This is a genomic window from Neobacillus sp. SAB-20_R2A (assembly GCF_049568635.1).
GTDB classification, from domain to species: domain Bacteria; phylum Bacillota; class Bacilli; order Bacillales; family Cytobacillaceae; genus Neobacillus; species Neobacillus citreus.
Map to the genome: position 1 here is coordinate 2,210,795 of NZ_CP145895.1, position 18,639 is coordinate 2,229,433.

An 18,639-nucleotide genomic window follows, 5' to 3' on the forward strand; every position below is an offset into this window, starting at 1 on the left:
CTCCTGTTGATAATCCCACTTTTTATAATTATTGATATACATTTTTTTACAAAAAAATCAATTCCAACTAATTATAATTAAAAATATCATGACTTTGTAATGGGGGCGGGAATAATGGGGTATCATTTTAAAAATCTAGTATTTGAAGGTGGAGGGGTTAAGGGGATTGCATATGTCGGGGCTTTGGAGGTATTAAATGAAAAGGGGATCCTTAAGGATATTCAAAGGGTGGGAGGTACTTCAGCGGGTGCCATTATTGCCCTGCTTGTAGGGTTGAATTTTTCCACAGCGGAAATAAAAAAAATCTTGCTCGAGATGAATTTTCGAAATTTCATGGATGAGTCGTGGGGGCTTGTTTTAGATACTAATCGATTGATTCATCAATATGGCTGGTATAAGGGAGATTATTTTCGAAATTGGATTGCCAATCTTGTTAAAGAAAAAACAAATAATAGTGAAGCCACTTTTAAAGATGTTAATAACCTGAAGCAGAAAAACCAATTTCGTGACCTTTATTTTGTAGGCACCAATTTATCCACTCATTTTGGAGAAGTATTTTCCTTTGAACACACGCCAAGGATGTGTATCGCAGATGCAGTCCGCATTTCGATGTCAATCCCGCTGTTTTTCACAGCCAAAACAAATAGCCGCGGTGATGTTTATGTGGACGGAGGTGTTTTAGATAACTATCCGATTAAGCTCTTTGACCGTATGAAGTATGTTGAGCAATACTATAACGTCCCGGAATACTATGAGAAGCATAACAATTACTTGAATCAAATAGGGAAAAACGTAAATCCTTATGTTTTTAATAAGGAAACGCTTGGATTTCGTTTGGATTCAGCCGGAGAAATTGCTGCTTTCCGGGACCAATCCGAACCGCCGCGCCATGAAATTGAGAATTTATTTTCCTACATGTGGAATTTGGTTGAAACAATCCTCGAGGTCCAGGGAAATCAGCATCTGCATAGTGATGATTGGCAAAGAACCATATACATCGACACATTAGGGGTAAAGACAACTGATTTTGATCTTGATCGGGCAATAAAAGAAGCACTTGTGAAATCGGGGAAGGAATTCTCCATTAAATATTTCGAATGGTATGATGGAGCGGATAAACCGCCGGCAAATCGGCCATAAGTATTTACTATTTTTCTAGATAATCATTTTTTGGGGTTAGGGGTTGGTTATGTGGTCTTGAATAATAAGGCATCTTCATAAAATTTCTATTGGAGGTGTTGAGATTGAAAAATAAAACAAATGATATTGAGTGCCTTGTTTGCAATGGTATCCACTTTCGAAAAGGATATATTGCGGTGAAATATGAAAGGTACCATGAGAATTATAAAATTAATGAGACTGCTGATGCTGATTTAAAGTTCTTACTGGAATCTGAAGAGGAACACCCATTAAAAAACATTCCTGAGCAATCAAATTTATTTACCTACATTTGTGAAGATTGTGGTTTCATCATGAATTTTATCCAAGAAAAACAAGTTGAAAGTAAAAAGAAAGAACGGCTTAGAAAACAAAGACAAAAAATGTATGATTGGACAAAATTTAAATAAGCAAGCACCATTTAGGCACTCAAGCTGTTTGAGTGTTTTTTTATTTATAGGAATGGTACATGGCTACGGAGCTTACGGATATGCCACTGACAGTTTTAACAAACTCCATAAAATAAAAGGATTCAGACCAAATTAGTCTGAATCTTTTTATTTGGCCCATCTAATAATCAATGATTTTTCCAATCTAAATTTTCGATGAAATGTACGAACGCTTTTACAACATTCCATTCCAGTGATTCCTTATGATAGTACATCCAAGTTCTTCGCAATAGAGGATTTCCTTCTTGATCTGTTAATGGGATTTTGTAAATGTCTTCTATTCCGTCAAGTACCCTGCTGGATAAAATACCATATCCTAACCCATTTATAACCATTTCTCTACACGTATCAACTTGGTCGACTTCAATACTAATAAAGGGTGCTTCCGCATAATTTTCTGCCCACCAATGATCAATTATTGATTTTAGGAGGTAATCCCCTCGATAATCGATTCTTGGAAGACGTGGAAGATCCGTTATATCAATCTTTTTCGTGGAAGCGATACAGATGGTTTCCTCAAATAATTGATGTATTGATAGCCCCCTCCAGCCATAGTCCCCTCGAACAAAACCGATATGAACATCCTTATTGTGTATGAGCTGAGTTACGTCTCTGCTCCATCCTGTGATCACTTTGAATTCCACATGGGGATATTGATTTTTGAATAATTTCAAAATATATGGAAGTTCATTATTCGCGAAATAATTGGATACCCCCAATTTCAATGTACCTGCCACTTCATTCTTTTCGTTATTACTCATATTTTGGACATTTTCTTTTACTTTTTGAAAATGGGCTAGTGCCTCCTCAGCACAATGGACCAGATATTCTCCCTGCGGGGTAAAATGTACACCCCGGCTTTCACGAGTTACGATTTTAACACCCAGCTCTTCCTGCATATGTTTTAATCGGCTCGTTAATGCAGGTTGAGTCAGAAATAGTAGACGAGCTGTTTTCGTTAGATTTTTTTGATTATATAGCACCTTCAATATTTCCCAATCACGATAATCCATTGTTCCACCTATCTATCTGATATAAATAATTTTTATAATAAAATATAATTTTTTAGCATTTTATTTATTTCAATTATTACATTATCCTTATCCATAGGCAATTGATAATTATTACTATTTATCTATTTAAATATAAAACATCAGAACTGAATCATGGGGGTATTGTAAATGGGAGTAAAGGACAACCAACCAAATCCATGGAAAAAATTTATTGGTCCGAACCTTGGATACGTGATTGAACAATATGAACGGTTCACGAACGGAGAAGAATCCGTTGATCAAGAATTAAAAGAGCTTTTCATTAAATGGGGCTCACCATTGTCCTATGAAACAATTCAAATAAAAGAAACCGTTGAAAATGTACCTGCTCTTCCTTCAGCAAGTATAGAGAAAGTAATGAAAGCGGCTAAACTGCTTGAAAACATTCGTACAAATGGCCACTTGGCAGCAAACATAAATCCTTTGGAGGAGAATCGAAAGGGTCAAGAGTTGTTCAATCCTGTAAAACATGGAATAAGTGAACAGGATTTGAAAGCGATACCAGCTAAATTGGTTTGGGAAGAGGCACCGGAAGATGTTGAAACCGCATTTGATGCCATGAACCGTTTAATGGAGCGCTATACATCATCCCTTGCATACGAGTTTACGCATGTTAGTGATTCGGAGGAACGAATTTGGCTGACTGAGATGGTGGAGACGGGTTCCTTACAACGCTCCTTATCTAAAGAAGAACGAACAAACCTGTTAAAGAGTTTGACAGAAGTTGAGGGATTTGAACAATTTTTACACAAAACCTTTGTTGGTCAAAAAAGATTTTCCATTGAAGGTGTAGACATGCTTGTCCCAATGCTTGATGAAGCAGTGCGTGAAGGTGTTGAAGAAGGAGTCCACAACGTCGCAATTGGGATGGCGCATCGCGGACGTTTAAGTGTTCTCGCACATGTGTTAAAAAAACCATACAGCAAGATTTTCTCTGAATTTCAGCACTCCCACGCCAAACAACAAGGTCCGTCAGCAGATTTAGTCGACATTAGCGAGGGCTGGACAGGGGATGTGAAATACCATTTAGGACGCAATCGATTCGTTGAAGGCACTGGTTCCGTTCGCACTCGTATTACCTTGGCGAATAATCCAAGCCATCTTGAATTTGTCAATCCGGTAGTTGAAGGTTTTGCCAGGGCTGCCCAAGAGGAACGAAAGAAACCGGGTTATCCGGAGCAGGATGTTAAAAGAGCGTTTGCGATTTTGGTCCATGGCGATGCAGCCTTTCCGGGCCAGGGAATTGTAGCCGAAACTTTGAATTTAGGTGGATTAAAAGGATACCGAACAGGAGGAACCATCCATATTATTGCGAATAACATGGTCGGTTTTACGACAGATAGCCACGACTCTCGTTCAACTCGATATTCCAGTGACTTAGCAAAAGGATTTGAGATTCCGATTGTCCATGTGAATGCAGATGATCCTGAAGCATGTCTGGCAGCTGTTCGCCTCGCTTATCAATATCGTGTTCGTTTCCAAAAGGATTTTGTGATTGATTTAGTCGGTTACCGCCGATTTGGCCACAATGAAATGGACGATCCTGCGGTCACTCAGCCACAGGTGTACAAAAAAATCGCCAAGCATTCAACTGTAAGAGCATTGTATTCTACTCAACTGTTAAACAACGGAACACTAAATCAACAGGAAGTTGAACAAATCGATCTTAGCGTGCAGGAACTATTGCAGACTGAGTATGACAAAGCATCAGAGAATAAGCATGGTGAAGCACCGACAGAAGCAGCGGTTCCGGGTGTTATAGCGAAAGGAATTCCACCGCTGGAAACAAAAGTACCGCTTGGCACTCTTCAAGAAATAAATCGTGACTTGCTAAATTGGCCTGAAGGTTTTCATATTTATCCAAAATTAAAGAAGATTCTTGAGCGCCGTGAAACAGCTTTGGAAGTGAACGGAAAAGTGGAATGGGCAGTAGCAGAAGTGCTGGCTTTCGCGACGATGTTACATGAAGGCACTCCGATTCGTCTAACTGGTCAAGATTCTGAGCGTGGAACGTATGCGCAGCGGCACATTGTTCTTCATGACGAAGAAACAAACCAAACATATTCACCACTGCACCAACTTCCGCAGGCAAACGCTTCGTTTGCGGTTCATAATAGCCCGCTATCGGAAGCGGCAGTAGTAGGTTATGAATATGGCTATAACGTATTTGCACCTGAGACGCTTGTCATGTGGGAAGCGCAGTATGGCGACTTTGCCAACACGGCACAACCCCTATTTGATCAATTTGTTTCATCGGCAAGAGCAAAATGGGGGCAAAAATCAGGGCTTACTCTGCTTCTGCCGCACGGTTATGAAGGCCAAGGCCCTGAGCATTCCAGCGCTCGTTTGGAACGCTTCTTACAATTGGCAGCGGAAAACAACTGGACTATTGCCAACCTGACAAGTGCGGCCCAATATTTTCATATTTTACGCCGTCAGGCAGCCACTTTAGGAACAGAATTTGTTCGACCATTAGTGATAATGACACCAAAGAGTCTGCTTCGTCACCCGCAGGTCGCTTCTCAAGCTTCCGCTCTTAGCGAAGGCAGTTTCCAAACGGTGATCGAACAGCCGCAGCTCGGAAAAGCGATAGATAAAGTAAAACGATTAGTATTAACAACGGGTAAGATGGCCATCGATTTGGCAGTTGAAATCAACTCAAGTAAAGAAAATCGTAACTTGGATGAGATACACATCGTACGTATTGAGCAGTTGTATCCATTCCCACACGAAAAAATAGAAGCCATCATCAAGCGTTATCCAAACTTGAATGAAATCGTTTGGGTACAGGAAGAACCGAAGAATATGGGAGCGTGGCATTATATTGCCCCAACCCTTTTTGAACTTGCATCTGGCAGACTGTCAGTCGGCTACATTGGACGTCAGTACCGTTCAAGCACGGCAGGCGGAGATCCACTCGTTCATAAAGCGGAACAAGAACGCATTGTCCATCAGGCATTAAATTCTGAGAGTCTAGTAGATACACAGAAACAAGAGGAAAAGTTCGTCACACGCTAAATATGAAATTGTGATAATAGACTTAACAAAATACTCAGGAGGATTTGACACATGATTGAAATCAAAGTACCAGAGCTTGCGGAATCCATTACAGAAGGAACCATTTCACAATGGCTTATTAATATTGGAGACAAAGTCAGCAAGGGGAATAGTATCGTAGAATTAGAAACGGATAAAGTAAATATTGAATTAAATGCCGAAGACTCAGGGGTTATCACAAAGCTATTAAAAGAGCCTGGCGATACAGTAGGAGTAGGCGATGTAATTGCCATTATCGAAGAGAATGCAGCTGAGGGTGCTGCTCCGACAGCAGCACCGGAAAAGCCGGCACAAGAAACAAACAATCAACCAATCAGCCAGCCTGAGCCGGAACTATCTATAGCTGCCCGTCCGATTGCTTCACCAGCGGCAAGAAAATTGGCAAGAGAGTTGGGAATCGATTTACACCAAGTAAACAGCAGTGACCCGCTTGGCAGAATTCGTCCGGATGATGTAAAAGCACATACGCAAGCACCGGCAGTACCGGAAGCACCAAAAGTGGAAAAGGCAAGCCCAAAACCGGCACCAGCACAACAAATAGATGTTGAGTTTGATAAACCAGTAGAACGTGTAAAAATGTCTCGCCGCCGTCAAACAATTGCTAAGCGCTTAGTGGAGGTCCAGCATACAGCAGCAATGTTAACTACTTTTAATGAAGTGGATATGTCCGCAATTATGGATTTACGCAATAAGCGGAAGGATGCATTCCTTGCAAAACATGGTGTTCGACTAGGGTTTATGTCGTTCTTTACAAAAGCCGTGGTTTCAGCCTTAAAGCAATTCCCACTGTTAAATGCTGAAATTCAAGGCGATGAATTGATTCTTAAAAAGTTTTATGATATTGGAATTGCAGTAGCCGCCCCAGAGGGTTTGGTTGTACCTGTTGTCCGTAATGCCAACCAGAAAAACTTTGCCGAAATCGAGCAAGAAATCAGCACTCTTGGTAAAAAAGCTCGTGATAACGCCCTTACTTTAAATGATTTGCAAGGCGGAACATTTACGATTACAAACGGCGGAGTGTTTGGTTCATTAATGTCCACACCGATTTTGAATAGCCCGCAAGTGGGTATTCTCGGCATGCATAAAATCCAAACAAGGCCAGTAGCGATCGATGAAGAAAGAATGGAAAACCGTCCAATGATGTATATTGCTCTTTCATACGATCATCGAATTGTCGACGGTAAAGAAGCTGTCAGCTTCCTGGCAGCAGTAAAAGAATTATTGGAAGATCCTCACTCTCTTTTATTAGAAGGATAAAAGTTACTGAGAAATCTGATGGAATATTAGCAGGATAACCTACTCTTAAACGTGAGTAGGTTATTCTTTACTTATCAAGGAGCGGCAGAGCAGCCAGTAATCTCCCTTTTTAGTCACCATTTCACCCCAATTAAAATACAGCTTACCCCAAGAAAGATCCACAATATTTTTACAATCGATAATTCTCCACCTGCCATTCCAAGAACGCCGATGGTGGTTGTCAATATGAGGATCACTGGCCCGACCAGTGCAAGTGAACTATTTACGATAAGTGCTTTTTCAATTGAATTAAATTTTATCATCAGCACAGCAGCAAATATTTCGATACTGCCAGACAAGACCCTCAGCATAGCCATGGCCAAAACTGCTTTTTCAATAAAAATAAACATATGTAACCCCCTGAAAACAGTTAGTCATTCTCATTATATGAAGGCAATCCGTATACAAGGACAAGTTTTTAAAAATACCAAAAGGGATAATTTACAACTACTGGGTAATATTAAAAATGGTTTTGAAATATCCACGGCCAAAATTCTCGACACGGAGGACTCCAATGAAGAAATTAAAAAAATTGAAATCCTCTAAAGAAAAATCACTATCAAGTGATGAGACTCATAAGGAAATTCAGGCTGACTTACAGGTCAACATTGAGATCTTAAAAGAACTGTTTCAGGATTGTACTGATGTTGTCTTCCGTCCGTTGATTGCTGGCAACGTCCATGCCTGTTTGCTGTTTGTAGATGGCTTTGTAGATACGAAATCCATTGAACTTCATGGGTTAAAACAACTAATCGAAGAAAATGAAGTAAACCGGATTACAGCAGAGTTTTTGACAGAAAGAGTTATTTCGATCAGTTCTGTATCAGAAACAATCAAATTGGATGAAGTCGTTAGCAACGTATTGAAAGCCAATACCGTACTATTGGTTGATGGGCTGACGAAGGCGATTATTTTCGATGCTAAAGGGGGAGTACGAAGAGGGGTTTCAGAGCCCACTACCGAATCCGCCGTCCGTGGACCGCGTGAAGGGTTTACCGAAATATTAAGGGTAAACACGGCTCTGGTCCGCCATAAGATCCGCTCCAATCGATTAAAAATTCTTTCAAAAGACGTCGGAGAAGAAACCCAAACGAACTTAGCCATTTTGTATGTGGAAGGTTTAGCGCCCCCGGAATTGGTGGAAGAAGTCCTCTCAAGGGTTGAGCGAATAAAAATTGATGGGATATTAGAAAGCGGCTATATTGAAGAGTTCATTGAGGACAGCGCCTGGAGCATGTTTCCCCAAATCCAAAACACCGAGAGACCTGATACAGTGGCTGCTAACCTCCTCGAGGGCAGAATTGCCATCATCGTTGACGGGACACCTTTTGTATTAATTTTGCCGGCAACCTTTTGGCAGTTTTTTCAGTCAAGTGAAGATTATTACGATCGGTTTCATATTTTTATTTTTTTAAGGCTGCTTAGAATTTCCTTCGTGTTTATTGCCATCACACTACCGGGTATATATGTCGCTGTAACCACCTTTCATCAGGAGATGATTCCCACTTCGCTTCTTTTATCGATTGCCGCAAGCAGGGAAGCTATACCGTTTCCTATGTTTGTAGAAGCACTGATTATGGAATTGGCGTTTGAAGCATTGCGGGAAGCGGGAATACGACTTCCGCAAATTGTCGGACAGGCAGTAGGGATTCTTGGTGCTCTGGTTATTGGACAGGCGGCGGTAGAAGCCGGTATAGTTTCTGCACCAACGGTTATTATGATTGCGCTTACCGGCATCGCATCATTCACAATTCCAAGGTACAATATGTCGATTTCCGTACGGATGCTCCGCTTTCCACTGATGATTCTAGGCGGTATGTTTGGACTGTTTGGTGTAGTATTGGGATTCCTGATTATTTTGACACATTTATGCAAATTACGATCGTTTGGGATTCCATATTTTTGGCCTATCGCCCCAATGTCATTTAAAGCTCTAAAGGATACCTTAATCAGGGTCCCATGGTGGGCAATGAACGAGAGACCAAATCAGTTAGTAAAAGAGGATAATATCAGACAAGCTGATCATTTAATGCCTAGCCCTCCAAAGGCTGGCGAAGAAGGGAGTCCCTCATGAAGAAGGCCCGGATTTTATTATTGATCCTGTTCCTTCTCATACCATTAACGGGCTGTTGGGATCGAACGGAAATAAACGATTTGGCATTTGTTGTGGCAACGGGAGTTGATAAGGGTCCGAAGCAGCAATACCGTTTTACTGTGCAGGTACCTTTGCCAAGCTCTTTAGGCGGAACAGGTTCGAGCGGGGGAGGCGGCGGGACTAGCGGTGAAGGGCCTTTTCTTATCGCAACCGGGACTGGTCGAAACATCAGGGAAGGTGTTGAGGACATCCAGGCAAGATTATCAAGAGAGCTTTATTTTGCTCACCGCAGGGTCTTGGTAATTGGTGAGGATCAGGCAAAAGAAGGAATAAGGGAAATTCTTAATGCTGTTTTTACCCAGCCTCAGTCAAGATTATCAACTTTTCTAATTGTTTCAAAAGGAGAGGCTGTTAAAATGTTAAAAGCCCAGCCGCGAATGGAACTATCGTCCGCTGAAGCGATGCGGGAAATGGCCAAAGCAGGTGCGAACTTGACCGTGATGGATGTCCTGCAAAATTTAGACCGGCAAGGAAAGTCGTTGATCATTCCGATGGTGGAACCAACTGGGACATTAAAAAAGGAAAGCGATGGAAAAGAGGTACTAATGGACAGCTTTGCTGTGTTTAAGGCTGACAAGCTTTCCTTCTTTACAAGTAAAAGGGAATCCCACGGCATCTTATGGCTGCTCGAACGGATGAAAAAGAAAAGCTATTCTTTTTCCGTTTCGAAAAATAAGGAAATGACAGTTCATATTAACGAAAATAGTGTCCGACCAAACTTAAAAATAGTGAATGGGAAGCCTGAATTTACCGTTTCCGTCAGGATAACAGGGCATCTGGTGGAAAATGAAGCAAATTTACGTATCGAAGACCCAGCAACCTATAACAAAATTATTGATAATATGGAAGAGAAAATAAAGAATGATATCCATTCAATATTGAAACGTGCTCATACACAAGGTATAGATATTTATGGATTCGGATGGTTTTTATTTAAACGTCATCATCAAAAATGGGAGCATGAGTGGAAGCAGAATTGGAAATCGATGCTTCCCTCTTTAAAGGTAACGGTTAAGGTGGACGCCGATATTCAAAGAACGACGAATACCGGGAATGTGGAAAGGAACTAACATATGGATATAGCGATTGTTTGGTTATCTGTTGCCATTTATGTTGTGATTATTTTTAAGGCGAAAATTATTGATAAAAAAGAGCGTAAATGGGTGTTCCTGTTCATTATTTTAACTGTCGGATGCACTGTTTTGACGGGTCTGCATCTTTCATTAAATAGTGTTACCATATTTTTAAATGATTCATTTGGAAGGCTGTCAAGAATGGTTGTGAACATATGAGGGAAAAAATCTCCAATCTTCAGTTAATCTTTCTAATCGCAAACTTTATTATGAGTGCAGCAGTAATCAGCCTGCCGCAAATTATCGTTCATACGGGACGGCAGAACGCGTGGCTTGTCCCGATTCTTTCATTTCCATTTTGTATATTGATCATTTATCTGATTTTTGGAAAGAAAGGGAAGGCGGAACGATTTGAACATCTCTTTGCCATCGGGAAGAAAGGGAGCCTATTGGAAAAAGGGATCATCATTTTATTTTTCTTTTTAGCTCTATTTGTTTTTGTTCGTGATTTACGGGCGCTTGTTGATTTTGTGGCATCCGTACTTTTGCCAAACACCCCTATTAATATGTTAATGGTTCTATCGACCTTGGTCATCATTTATATCAGCATGGCTGGAATAGAGGTCATTGCAAGAATTAATGCCATCCATTTTTTTATTTTCATCATTGTGGTCCTTTTTCTTCCATTTCTTTTGCTAAACGAACTGGATGCGGGAAATTTACAGCCGCTCCCTGGACTGCGCTCAGTTAAAGCATTAACGAAATCTGTTTTTATATCCTTCTCCTGGATAGGGGAACTGTTTTTTTTCATTCTGATTATCGCAAATGTGAACCCGTTAAAAGCAGCTAGAAAAGCAGTAATATCCGGTACGGCTTTGGGTGTGTTTCTGTTTTTTATTGTTCTTATTTTAAACATCTCAGTTTTAGGAACAAAAATTGTCCGGGAGGCAGCCTATCCAACCTATGTACTTGTCCAGCAAATCAACTTAACTGATTTTCTTGACCGGCTGGATTTAGTCATTGTGTCAGTATGGATTCCGGTTTTCTTCTGCAAAGTATCATTTTTAATGTATGTGATTAATTTTTGTTTTAGTTATTTCTATAAATCCAATACAAATAAATTTCTTCTGCCGATTGCGTTTACACTCGGATATTTATCGATTCTATTGTTTAAAAACAGTATGGAACATATCCATTTTTCGTTTTATGCGTGGAATTCACTTGGAATCTTTTTGGAAGGATGCATTGTTATTTTATTTCTTTTTTTAAAAAGAACGGTTCTTAAAAAGAAGGAAAATAACCCAGCAAATACGTCTTGAAGAGAAAGGAAACACGGAATAAATACCGTGTTTCCTTTATGGGATACAACTTGTTGTTAGATTAATTTGATCCCACTGAATAAAATCATTATAGCCATGATCGTTCTTAGTGGTTTTGCAGGAAACTTTGAAGATAATGTACTTCCAATTAGAACCCCAGGGATGGAGCCTAATAACAGATTCAGTGTTAATAAATAATCGACATTGCCGATTCCGGCGTGCATAAAACCTGCTGCGGTAACTAACAAAAATGCATGGGCTATATCTGTTCCAACCAGTTCGGACGAACCCATCCTGTACAAGTAAAGCATCGCTATGGCAAATAATGAACCGGATCCAATCGAGGTTAACCCGACAATAAAGCCTAATACCGCTCCAATTGTGATGGTTAAGACCCTTTTCTCCTCTAGAGGTTTTAGCTGCATAGGGTTCCACTCTAATTTCTTCTTCATAAATGTTTTAAACAGGGTGGCTGCTGCTACTAAAATAAGTACATATCCAAGGGCATGCTTGATAATTTGCTCCTGGTTATGGAAGAAGGAATCAAATAAATGAAGCAGACCAACTGCGAAAAGGGCGCTGGGAATGCTGCCGATGGCGAGGTACTTTACGAGTTTTAGATTGATGGTTTTTTGCCGCCAATGCTGGATTGAACCGAATAGTTTTGTAATGGAGTTATAAAACAAGTCTGTACCAACTGCAATCGAAGGGCTGATTCCCAATAAAATGAGGATTGGTGTTAACAAGGCAGCACCCCCAACCCCGGTTAATCCGACCATAAAGCCAATGAAAAGCCCCATGATAATGATGCCGACACTCATTAGGCATACACTCCAATTTCTCTAATCTATATTTCATCAATAAAATATGAAGTAGTTATACGCCTTGTCAGCCCATTTCTTCAAATAAAAAAGAGGACATAAGTCCTCATTGGGAATTTTTTTATTTTTCTTCTTCTTCTTCATTCAATTTGATTTTTTTACAGCCAACATATAAACAAGAGAAGATATCCAGCCCTGGTTTTGCTTTTGTCATCCCTTTGATATAAGGGGTAACAAGATCCTTAAAGTCGAGTCCGGCCCCCTCCTCTTCCAAAATTCCATATACGAACAGTTTTTTCTCATCAAACAAGAAGGCAACATTGCCGACTGCTTTATTGGTGGAATCGACAACATTTAGGACCTGAAAATGAGGAGTAATGACTTCAGGTGAAAAATATATTTGCACTGTTTCCAGCTCCCTTACGTAAACTGCAATTTTTCAAATAGCGTATCATTTTCCTTTTCCTTCGAAGACTCTTTTTTCGCCACATGAATCAGAACCATACATAGTAAAGCGCAAATGAGTGTTAAACCGGCCGTCGTTAAAAACATTCCGGACCGAGACCAATCCATTAATTTACTAAAGATGGGCGGCCCAATGGCAACGCCTAAGAAACGGACGGAGCCATATAAGGAGGTGACGAATCCTCTCCTGTCTGCCGGAACTGAGCCGGTAATAAAGCTGTTAATGCAAGGCAGCACAAGCCCTGTTCCGATACTGCTTATAACAAGTACAGAAAAAAACGGAACCAGCTTTTTAAAGAAAATTAACGATGCAAATGAGCCGGTCATCAAGAGAAGTCCAATAATAATCAGTGCTTTCATCAGCTTCATTTTCTTGCCGATTTTACTTCCAGTGATATAAGAGGTTGTGGTCATAAATAAAAGTGGGATGGCCAAGATGGCCCCCTTTAATATTCCATCAATTTGATAGTCCTTTTCAAGAATATCTGAAATGTAAAATAAAATGCCAAACAAAGTAAATAAGCATACCGCTCCTGTCAAGTAAGCGGCAAATAGCCAGCGTCCTTCAGTTTTAAATACAGAAACCAGACCTTTTACATATTTTCCAACTGGCGGCGGCTCTTTTTTTGTTTTCTTTTCCTTGATAAAAAAGATGGTTAATAACACGGATAAGAAACAGAAAATCGGAAAGGCAAAGAAGGCGGCGTACCAGAAAATGAGGGCCAATAACGAGCCGATGATTGGACTAATCACTTTGCCAAAACCGTTTGATGCTTCTACTAACCCTAATACCTTACTTTGTTCTCCGCCCTTAAATAAATCTCCTGTTAACGCCATGGCAATTGGTGCTGTTCCCGCTGCGCCTATTCCTTGCATGACCCTGCCGGCAAGAATCCAAGTATAGGAGCTGCCAAACCATGCTGCTGAAGCACCTGCTAAAAGCCCGCCGATACCATATAAAATGAGGGAAGGGATGATGACCGCTTTCCTTGAAAAACGATCGGAAAAATACCCTAATACCGGAATCGAAATTGCTGCTGCAATAGAAAACACCGAAATAACCAAACTTACCTGAAATTGTGAAATATCTAACTCTGATTTCATTTTCGGGAGGATTGGAATTAACATTGAGTTTCCTAAGACTAAAATCATCGGGATTGAACCAATTGCAAAAATCGTCATGCCTTTGTGTTTTTGTTTTGGCAATGGAGTGCACCCCTATCGTTTAAATAAGCTCTTTTATTGTTTGACGAGGGACATAAGTTTATACAAGGCGAATGCCTAATTTCTAATGAATAGGCCCAATATCTACACATTCACCTAGTTTTTGAATAATCTATCCTAGAAAAAAAGAGGAGGCGTAATGCCTATGGATTTTTTAACACTTCCTGAACGGACTTCCGGCAGCCGAACTTATGGGTTAACCTCTGTCGCCGATTTCGGAACTCCTATGGGAGAATTAAGGAATATATTGGCGGATTACAGCCATATCATTGACATTGCCAAAATTGGAATTGGTTCTGCGTATGTCACCCCCAATATAAAGAAGAAGGTGGACCTGTATAAGGAATACGGTATCAAGCCTTATTGCGGCGGCACATTATTTGAAAAATGTTATTACCAAAACAAAATCCCGGAATACCTTTCTTATTTATGTGAACTCGGGATTGAATGGGTTGAAGTTTCAAATGGGACCTTGGATATCCCCCTTGACCAGAGGCTGGAATTGATTTATTTACTAAAAAATAATTTTAACGTGATTGCCGAGGTTGGCTCCAAGGATACCGAGAAAGAGATGCCCATTTCAGAATGGAGAGCAGAAATCAAGCAATTGCTTGAGGCCGGCTGTCAATACGTTATTACAGAAGGGCGTGATTCTGGTACTTCCGGCATTTATGAAAAATGCGGTACGGTTAAGTCTGACCTGATTCAGGAATTAGTCAGAGATTTGGATCCGAATAAGATTATTTTCGAGGCGCCATCAGCAAAGCATCAAATGTATTTTATTAGGGAGCTTGGGCCGAATGTAAATTTGGGTAATGTGAAGCTTTCGGATGTTTTAATGTTGGAGGCCCAGCGCTGCGGTCTGAGAAGTGAAACCTTTTACTTGGAGGCACAGGAATGCAAATTACCTTAATCCGCCATTTGCCTACCGAATGGAATAACAACAATATGCTTCAAGGGAGAAGGGATGTCGGAATATCTCCGTTAACCGAGGAATTTCGCAAAGGTATTGCTGAAAACAAAAGCATGTTGAATGGTCTTGCTCCATTTGAAGTTGTTTTGGCCAGCAGTTTAAAAAGAACGCGACAAACAGCGCAGCATTATGGATTTCAGCCGGAAACCGAATGCTTATTGGATGAATTGGATTTTGGTCCATTTGAAGGCCAGCCAAAGGCAATGCTAGTTGAAGTATTCGGAGATGCCTGGTTAGAGAACCCAAGCAAGCTCGTGTTAGGTGAAAGCATTCATAACCTTCAAAAACGTATTTCCATGTTCTTGGAGAAATATCGGGAATATAAAAACATGTTAGTATTTGGCCACGGCTGTTGGATTCGAGCGATGATTTCCTTTTCAAAGCATGGTCATATCAATGAGATGAACAAAGTATTATTGGAAAATAACTCCTTTGTAACGTTAACGATGGATTCATAATCAATTTGGAGGGGTGGGAATGGCTTCGAAACTTACGTATGAAAATTGGGACGAACAAGAAATAGCGGAAATTAGCGGGAAAAGCAGGGACTATTTCGATATCTTAAAGTGGGCATATCAGGAATATGATGGCGAGGAAATTGTTTACGCCTGTAGCTTTGGAGCAGAAGGAATGGTGTTAATCGATTTAATTCATAAAGTTAGCAAACAGGCAAAAATCATTTTCCTTGATACGGGCCTTCATTTCTCGGAAACGTACGAATTAATAAATCAGGTGAAAGACCGCTACCCTTCATTAAACATCACAATGATCGAACCGAAGCTAACTTTATTGGAACAGGCAAAGGAGCACGGTGAAGAGCTTTGGTGTCATAATCCAAATTTGTGCTGCCAGATAAGAAAGGTTGCCCCTTTAAAGGAAGCGCTGCAGGGCGTAAAGGCATGGATTTCGGGGCTCAGAAGGGAACAATCGGCTATAAGGAGCAAAACCCAGTACATCAATAAAGATGAAAAGTTCCAAAATATCAAGATTTGTCCGCTTATTCATTGGACTTGGGATGATATATTGACATACATTGACTTAAACAAATTGCCTTATAACCCATTACATGATAACGGTTATCCAAGTATCGGCTGCGCACCGTGTACCCAGCCGGTTACTGATTCTGGTGACCAGAGAGCGGGGCGCTGGGCAGGACAATCAAAAACGGAGTGCGGACTCCATTTAACTTAGAGATAAAGAAATTTTGGGAGGTAAAACCGTTGAACAAGAGTATTCCCCATGGCGGGAAATTAGTCAATCGAATCAATCAAGATTATGTAGTGGACTATTCTCTCAATTATGTTGAACTCGATAAATTGGAATTAAGCGATTTGGAGTTAATCGCTAACGGTGCTTACAGTCCAATTGAAGGCTTCATGGGAAAAGCCGACTATGAATCGGTTGTACACGAAATGAGGCTTGTTTCGGGACTGCCGTGGTCACTGCCGATTACTCTGGCAGTCGATCAGACCAAAGCGGCCAAATTAACAATCGGTGAGACCATTAACCTCATTCATAATGACAAGGTTTATGGTGTCATGGAGGTAACCGAAAAGTTTTCACCAGATAAACGGATAGAGGCTGAAAAAGTATTCAAGACAACGGAACTTGCCCATCCCGGTGTAAAGAAACTTTTTGGACGTCCCGCTGTTTATCTGGCGGGACCTATCACACTTATAAAAAGACCCGAAAAAGGCCAGTTTGAGGATTTTTATTTAGACCCCTTACAAACAAGGGAAATGTTCCAGCACTTAGGCTGGAAAACAGTTGTTGGGTTCCAAACGCGTAATCCGGTACACCGGGCTCATGAATACATTCAAAAGTCGGCACTGGAAACGGTTGACGGGCTGTTCCTTAATCCTCTTGTCGGCGAGACAAAAGCAGATGATATCCCGGGCGAAATCAGAATGAAAAGCTATCAAGCCTTACTTGAAAATTATTATCCAAAAAACCGAGTGTTCCTGTCCGTTTTCCCGGCAGCGATGCGTTACGCCGGACCGCGGGAAGCGATTTTTCATGCTCTTGTCCGGAAAAATTTTGGCTGCACCCATTTTATTGTCGGAAGAGACCATGCTGGGGTAGGAAACTACTATGGTACTTATGATGCCCAAAAAATATTTTCACATTTTTCCGAAGAGGAGCTTGGGATCAAGCCGCTGTTTTTTGAACATAGCTTTTATTGTAAAAAATGCGAGAACATGGCTTCTGCAAAAACCTGCCCGCATGACAGGCAATACCATGTCATCTTATCTGGCACTAAAGTCAGGGGGATGCTCAAAAATGGCGAGCAGCCGCCAAAGGAATTCAGCCGCCCAGAAGTCGTTGAAATCCTTATCGAGGGGATGAGGGAAGTCTACAAACTAGAAGGTGTAGGAAATGGGGAAAAGTAATCATCTTACCTGGCATCAATCAACGATCACAAAAACAGACCGGCATCAGAAGAATGGACATAAAAGCTGCGTACTTTGGTTTACTGGCTTATCAGGTTCAGGAAAATCTACGCTGGCAAATGCTGTAGACCAGGCACTTTTTAAAGAAGGCTTTAGAAGTTATGTATTGGATGGGGATAATATTCGTCATGGTTTGAATAAAGATTTAAGTTTTGGTGTTAGTGACAGGAAAGAGAATATCCGGCGAATTGGGGAAGTGGCAAAACTATTCGTGGACAGTGGTCAAATCGTTTCTTCTGCCTTTATTTCCCCTTTTCTTGAGGACCGGGCGCAGGTTCGTAATATGTTTGAAAACGGGGAGTTCATTGAAATTTTCTTGAATTGCCCGATTCAAATCTGTGAAGACCGGGACCCTAAAGGGTTGTACAGGAAGGCGAGAATTGGAGAAATCCCCGAATTTACAGGAATCTCCTCCCCATACGAAATTCCTGATAATCCGGAAATCATTATTGAAACAGGTCGAATGTCGATTGAGGAATCGGTAAAAGAAATTTTAAATTATTTAAAGGAAAGGAAGATCCTTTAACAGGTCTTCCTTTACCTATTTGGGGGGGTACCGTGAAAAAGAGAATAAATAATATGTCAGGACAAAATCTCCAATCCATTTCAACTCAAAATTACTCCAGTACAACGAAATTAGTACTAGGATCTCTCCTAGCTGGAATCGCAGCCATCCTGCAGGCCGCGGGATTTTTTACGGGAATTGGCTATGCCTTCAGTATGTTAACTACACTGCCTATTGTTCTTGCTTCCAAGTTGTCTTTGAGGATTGGGTTCCTGTCTTATGTTATTACCATTTTCCTATTGGCTATTATCCAGCCCAGTGAGTTGTTTGTATTTCCTTTTACAACAGGATTATTAGGACTTTCCTTGGGAATCGCATTCAAGCTGTGGAAAAGTTGGATTTCTATCATCTTGGCCGGCGGATTTGGTCTCTCAATTGGAATTATGTTTTTGCTTTACGTTTTAGAGTTTCCTGTTTTAGGACCAGCAGTTTCATCTATATTTAATTTTAAAACTTCCATAACAATTTTCCTATTCTCTTTGATCTACAGTTTAATCTGGATGGGTCTAAGTAAGCGAGTATTTGTATTTTTATCGAGGTATTTTTAGATTTAACGAAATTGATGAAAAAGAGGCTGTCAAT

Annotated in this window: 19 protein-coding genes; 14 read left to right on the forward strand and 5 right to left on the reverse strand. The window is 40.6% G+C overall.

Annotation, left to right across the window (positions count from 1 at the left end):
* Window positions 1–114: 114 nt before the first annotated feature.
* Window positions 115–1,140 carry a patatin-like phospholipase family protein gene (locus V5M37_RS10900; RefSeq protein ID WP_423801939.1) on the forward strand — a complete coding sequence of 342 codons (1,026 nt, stop codon included), beginning with the start codon at window positions 115–117 and terminating at the stop codon, window positions 1,138–1,140.
* Window positions 1,141–1,244: 104 nt separating this feature from the next.
* The gene (locus V5M37_RS10905; RefSeq protein ID WP_423801940.1) at window positions 1,245–1,568 is read left to right on the forward strand and encodes a hypothetical protein; all 324 of its coding nucleotides are present in this window, start codon (window positions 1,245–1,247) and stop codon (window positions 1,566–1,568) included.
* A gap of 167 nt (window positions 1,569–1,735) precedes the next feature.
* Here V5M37_RS10905 and V5M37_RS10910 read toward each other — a convergent pair whose 3' ends face one another.
* Complete coding sequence (locus V5M37_RS10910) at window positions 1,736–2,620, reverse strand: LysR family transcriptional regulator (protein WP_423801941.1); 885 nt, start codon at window positions 2,618–2,620, stop codon at window positions 1,736–1,738.
* A gap of 168 nt (window positions 2,621–2,788) precedes the next feature.
* Between V5M37_RS10910 and V5M37_RS10915 the strand changes: the two genes are divergently transcribed.
* Together V5M37_RS10915 and odhB are read left to right on the forward strand one after the other, a co-directional pair.
* Entirely contained in the window at window positions 2,789–5,677 is a 2,889-nt protein-coding gene (locus tag V5M37_RS10915) for a 2-oxoglutarate dehydrogenase E1 component (RefSeq protein ID WP_423801942.1), read from the forward strand.
* Window positions 5,678–5,728: 51 nt separating this feature from the next.
* Window positions 5,729–6,973, forward strand: coding sequence for a 2-oxoglutarate dehydrogenase complex dihydrolipoyllysine-residue succinyltransferase (gene odhB / locus V5M37_RS10920; protein WP_423801943.1), 1,245 nt, complete (start codon window positions 5,729–5,731; stop codon window positions 6,971–6,973).
* Window positions 6,974–7,086: 113 nt separating this feature from the next.
* Here odhB and V5M37_RS10925 read toward each other — a convergent pair whose 3' ends face one another.
* Window positions 7,087–7,362 (reverse strand): YqhV family protein, encoded by a 276-nt coding sequence (locus V5M37_RS10925; protein WP_213116087.1) that lies wholly within the window; start codon window positions 7,360–7,362, stop codon window positions 7,087–7,089.
* A gap of 164 nt (window positions 7,363–7,526) precedes the next feature.
* On the opposite strand from V5M37_RS10925, the gene V5M37_RS10930 reads away from it, so the two are divergent.
* Genes V5M37_RS10930 through V5M37_RS10945 form a run of 4 tightly spaced genes read left to right on the forward strand, consistent with a single transcriptional unit; the run spans window position 7,527 to window position 11,559 of the window.
* On the forward strand, window positions 7,527–9,086 hold the full coding sequence (locus V5M37_RS10930) for a spore germination protein (protein ID WP_423801944.1): 1,560 nt from the start codon (window positions 7,527–7,529) through the stop codon (window positions 9,084–9,086).
* The gene (locus tag V5M37_RS10935; protein ID WP_423801945.1) at window positions 9,083–10,237 is read left to right on the forward strand and encodes a Ger(x)C family spore germination protein; all 1,155 of its coding nucleotides are present in this window, start codon (window positions 9,083–9,085) and stop codon (window positions 10,235–10,237) included. Before V5M37_RS10930 ends, V5M37_RS10935 begins: the two co-directional genes overlap by 4 nt.
* 3 nt (window positions 10,238–10,240) lie before the next feature.
* Window positions 10,241–10,459, forward strand: coding sequence for a hypothetical protein (locus V5M37_RS10940; protein ID WP_423801946.1), 219 nt, complete (start codon window positions 10,241–10,243; stop codon window positions 10,457–10,459).
* A complete protein-coding gene (locus tag V5M37_RS10945) occupies window positions 10,456–11,559 on the forward strand; it encodes a GerAB/ArcD/ProY family transporter (protein WP_423801947.1) in 1,104 nt (367 codons plus the stop codon). The genes V5M37_RS10940 and V5M37_RS10945 overlap by 4 nt, the downstream gene beginning before the upstream one ends.
* Window positions 11,560–11,615: 56 nt before the next feature.
* Here V5M37_RS10945 and V5M37_RS10950 read toward each other — a convergent pair whose 3' ends face one another.
* The 3 genes from V5M37_RS10950 to V5M37_RS10960 all read right to left on the reverse strand — a co-directional run bounded on the left by V5M37_RS10950 (window position 11,616) and on the right by V5M37_RS10960 (window position 14,027).
* Complete coding sequence (locus V5M37_RS10950; RefSeq protein ID WP_423801948.1) at window positions 11,616–12,380, reverse strand: sulfite exporter TauE/SafE family protein; 765 nt, start codon at window positions 12,378–12,380, stop codon at window positions 11,616–11,618.
* Between the two features lie 121 nt (window positions 12,381–12,501).
* Window positions 12,502–12,786, reverse strand: coding sequence for a hypothetical protein (locus V5M37_RS10955; protein ID WP_423801949.1), 285 nt, complete (start codon window positions 12,784–12,786; stop codon window positions 12,502–12,504).
* Window positions 12,787–12,800: 14 nt separating this feature from the next.
* The gene (locus tag V5M37_RS10960; RefSeq protein WP_423802601.1) at window positions 12,801–14,027 is read right to left on the reverse strand and encodes an MFS transporter; all 1,227 of its coding nucleotides are present in this window, start codon (window positions 14,025–14,027) and stop codon (window positions 12,801–12,803) included.
* A gap of 187 nt (window positions 14,028–14,214) precedes the next feature.
* Between V5M37_RS10960 and V5M37_RS10965 the strand changes: the two genes are divergently transcribed.
* From V5M37_RS10965 to V5M37_RS10990, 6 genes are read left to right on the forward strand one after another with little or no spacing between them, the layout of a single operon-like run.
* Window positions 14,215–14,982 (forward strand): phosphosulfolactate synthase, encoded by a 768-nt coding sequence (locus V5M37_RS10965; protein WP_423801950.1) that lies wholly within the window; start codon window positions 14,215–14,217, stop codon window positions 14,980–14,982.
* Window positions 14,967–15,500 carry a histidine phosphatase family protein gene (locus tag V5M37_RS10970; RefSeq protein WP_423801951.1) on the forward strand — a complete coding sequence of 178 codons (534 nt, stop codon included), beginning with the start codon at window positions 14,967–14,969 and terminating at the stop codon, window positions 15,498–15,500. Before V5M37_RS10965 ends, V5M37_RS10970 begins: the two co-directional genes overlap by 16 nt.
* Window positions 15,501–15,519: 19 nt before the next feature.
* Window positions 15,520–16,233 (forward strand): phosphoadenylyl-sulfate reductase, encoded by a 714-nt coding sequence (locus V5M37_RS10975; protein WP_423801952.1) that lies wholly within the window; start codon window positions 15,520–15,522, stop codon window positions 16,231–16,233.
* Window positions 16,234–16,262: 29 nt separating this feature from the next.
* A complete protein-coding gene (sat, locus tag V5M37_RS10980) occupies window positions 16,263–17,432 on the forward strand; it encodes a sulfate adenylyltransferase (RefSeq protein WP_423801953.1) in 1,170 nt (389 codons plus the stop codon).
* Window positions 17,419–18,018 (forward strand): adenylyl-sulfate kinase, encoded by a 600-nt coding sequence (gene cysC, locus V5M37_RS10985; protein ID WP_423801954.1) that lies wholly within the window; start codon window positions 17,419–17,421, stop codon window positions 18,016–18,018. Before sat ends, cysC begins: the two co-directional genes overlap by 14 nt.
* Window positions 18,019–18,050: 32 nt before the next feature.
* The gene (locus tag V5M37_RS10990; RefSeq protein WP_423801955.1) at window positions 18,051–18,605 is read left to right on the forward strand and encodes a hypothetical protein; all 555 of its coding nucleotides are present in this window, start codon (window positions 18,051–18,053) and stop codon (window positions 18,603–18,605) included.
* The last annotated feature ends 34 nt before the right edge of the window (window positions 18,606–18,639 follow it).

Excerpts from the sequence above, each read along its gene's own strand:
- V5M37_RS10925 (WP_213116087.1), bottom strand. The coding sequence starts at position 7,362 with ATGTTTATTTTTATTGAAAAAGCAGTTTTGGCCATGGCTATGCTGAGG.
- V5M37_RS10950 (WP_423801948.1), bottom strand. The coding sequence starts at position 12,380 with ATGAGTGTCGGCATCATTATCATGGGGCTTTTCATTGGCTTTATGGTC.
- odhB (WP_423801943.1), top strand. The coding sequence starts at position 5,729 with ATGATTGAAATCAAAGTACCAGAGCTTGCGGAATCCATTACAGAAGGA.
- V5M37_RS10935 (WP_423801945.1), top strand. The coding sequence starts at position 9,083 with ATGAAGAAGGCCCGGATTTTATTATTGATCCTGTTCCTTCTCATACCA.
- V5M37_RS10900 (WP_423801939.1), top strand. The coding sequence starts at position 115 with ATGGGGTATCATTTTAAAAATCTAGTATTTGAAGGTGGAGGGGTTAAG.
- V5M37_RS10910 (WP_423801941.1), bottom strand. The coding sequence starts at position 2,620 with ATGGATTATCGTGATTGGGAAATATTGAAGGTGCTATATAATCAAAAA.
- V5M37_RS10915 (WP_423801942.1), top strand. The coding sequence starts at position 2,789 with ATGGGAGTAAAGGACAACCAACCAAATCCATGGAAAAAATTTATTGGT.
- V5M37_RS10945 (WP_423801947.1), top strand. The coding sequence starts at position 10,456 with ATGAGGGAAAAAATCTCCAATCTTCAGTTAATCTTTCTAATCGCAAAC.
- V5M37_RS10970 (WP_423801951.1), top strand. The coding sequence starts at position 14,967 with ATGCAAATTACCTTAATCCGCCATTTGCCTACCGAATGGAATAACAAC.
- V5M37_RS10930 (WP_423801944.1), top strand. The coding sequence starts at position 7,527 with ATGAAGAAATTAAAAAAATTGAAATCCTCTAAAGAAAAATCACTATCA.
- V5M37_RS10940 (WP_423801946.1), top strand. The coding sequence starts at position 10,241 with ATGGATATAGCGATTGTTTGGTTATCTGTTGCCATTTATGTTGTGATT.
- V5M37_RS10975 (WP_423801952.1), top strand. The coding sequence starts at position 15,520 with ATGGCTTCGAAACTTACGTATGAAAATTGGGACGAACAAGAAATAGCG.
- V5M37_RS10965 (WP_423801950.1), top strand. The coding sequence starts at position 14,215 with ATGGATTTTTTAACACTTCCTGAACGGACTTCCGGCAGCCGAACTTAT.
- V5M37_RS10960 (WP_423802601.1), bottom strand. The coding sequence starts at position 14,027 with ATGACGATTTTTGCAATTGGTTCAATCCCGATGATTTTAGTCTTAGGA.
- cysC (WP_423801954.1), top strand. The coding sequence starts at position 17,419 with ATGGGGAAAAGTAATCATCTTACCTGGCATCAATCAACGATCACAAAA.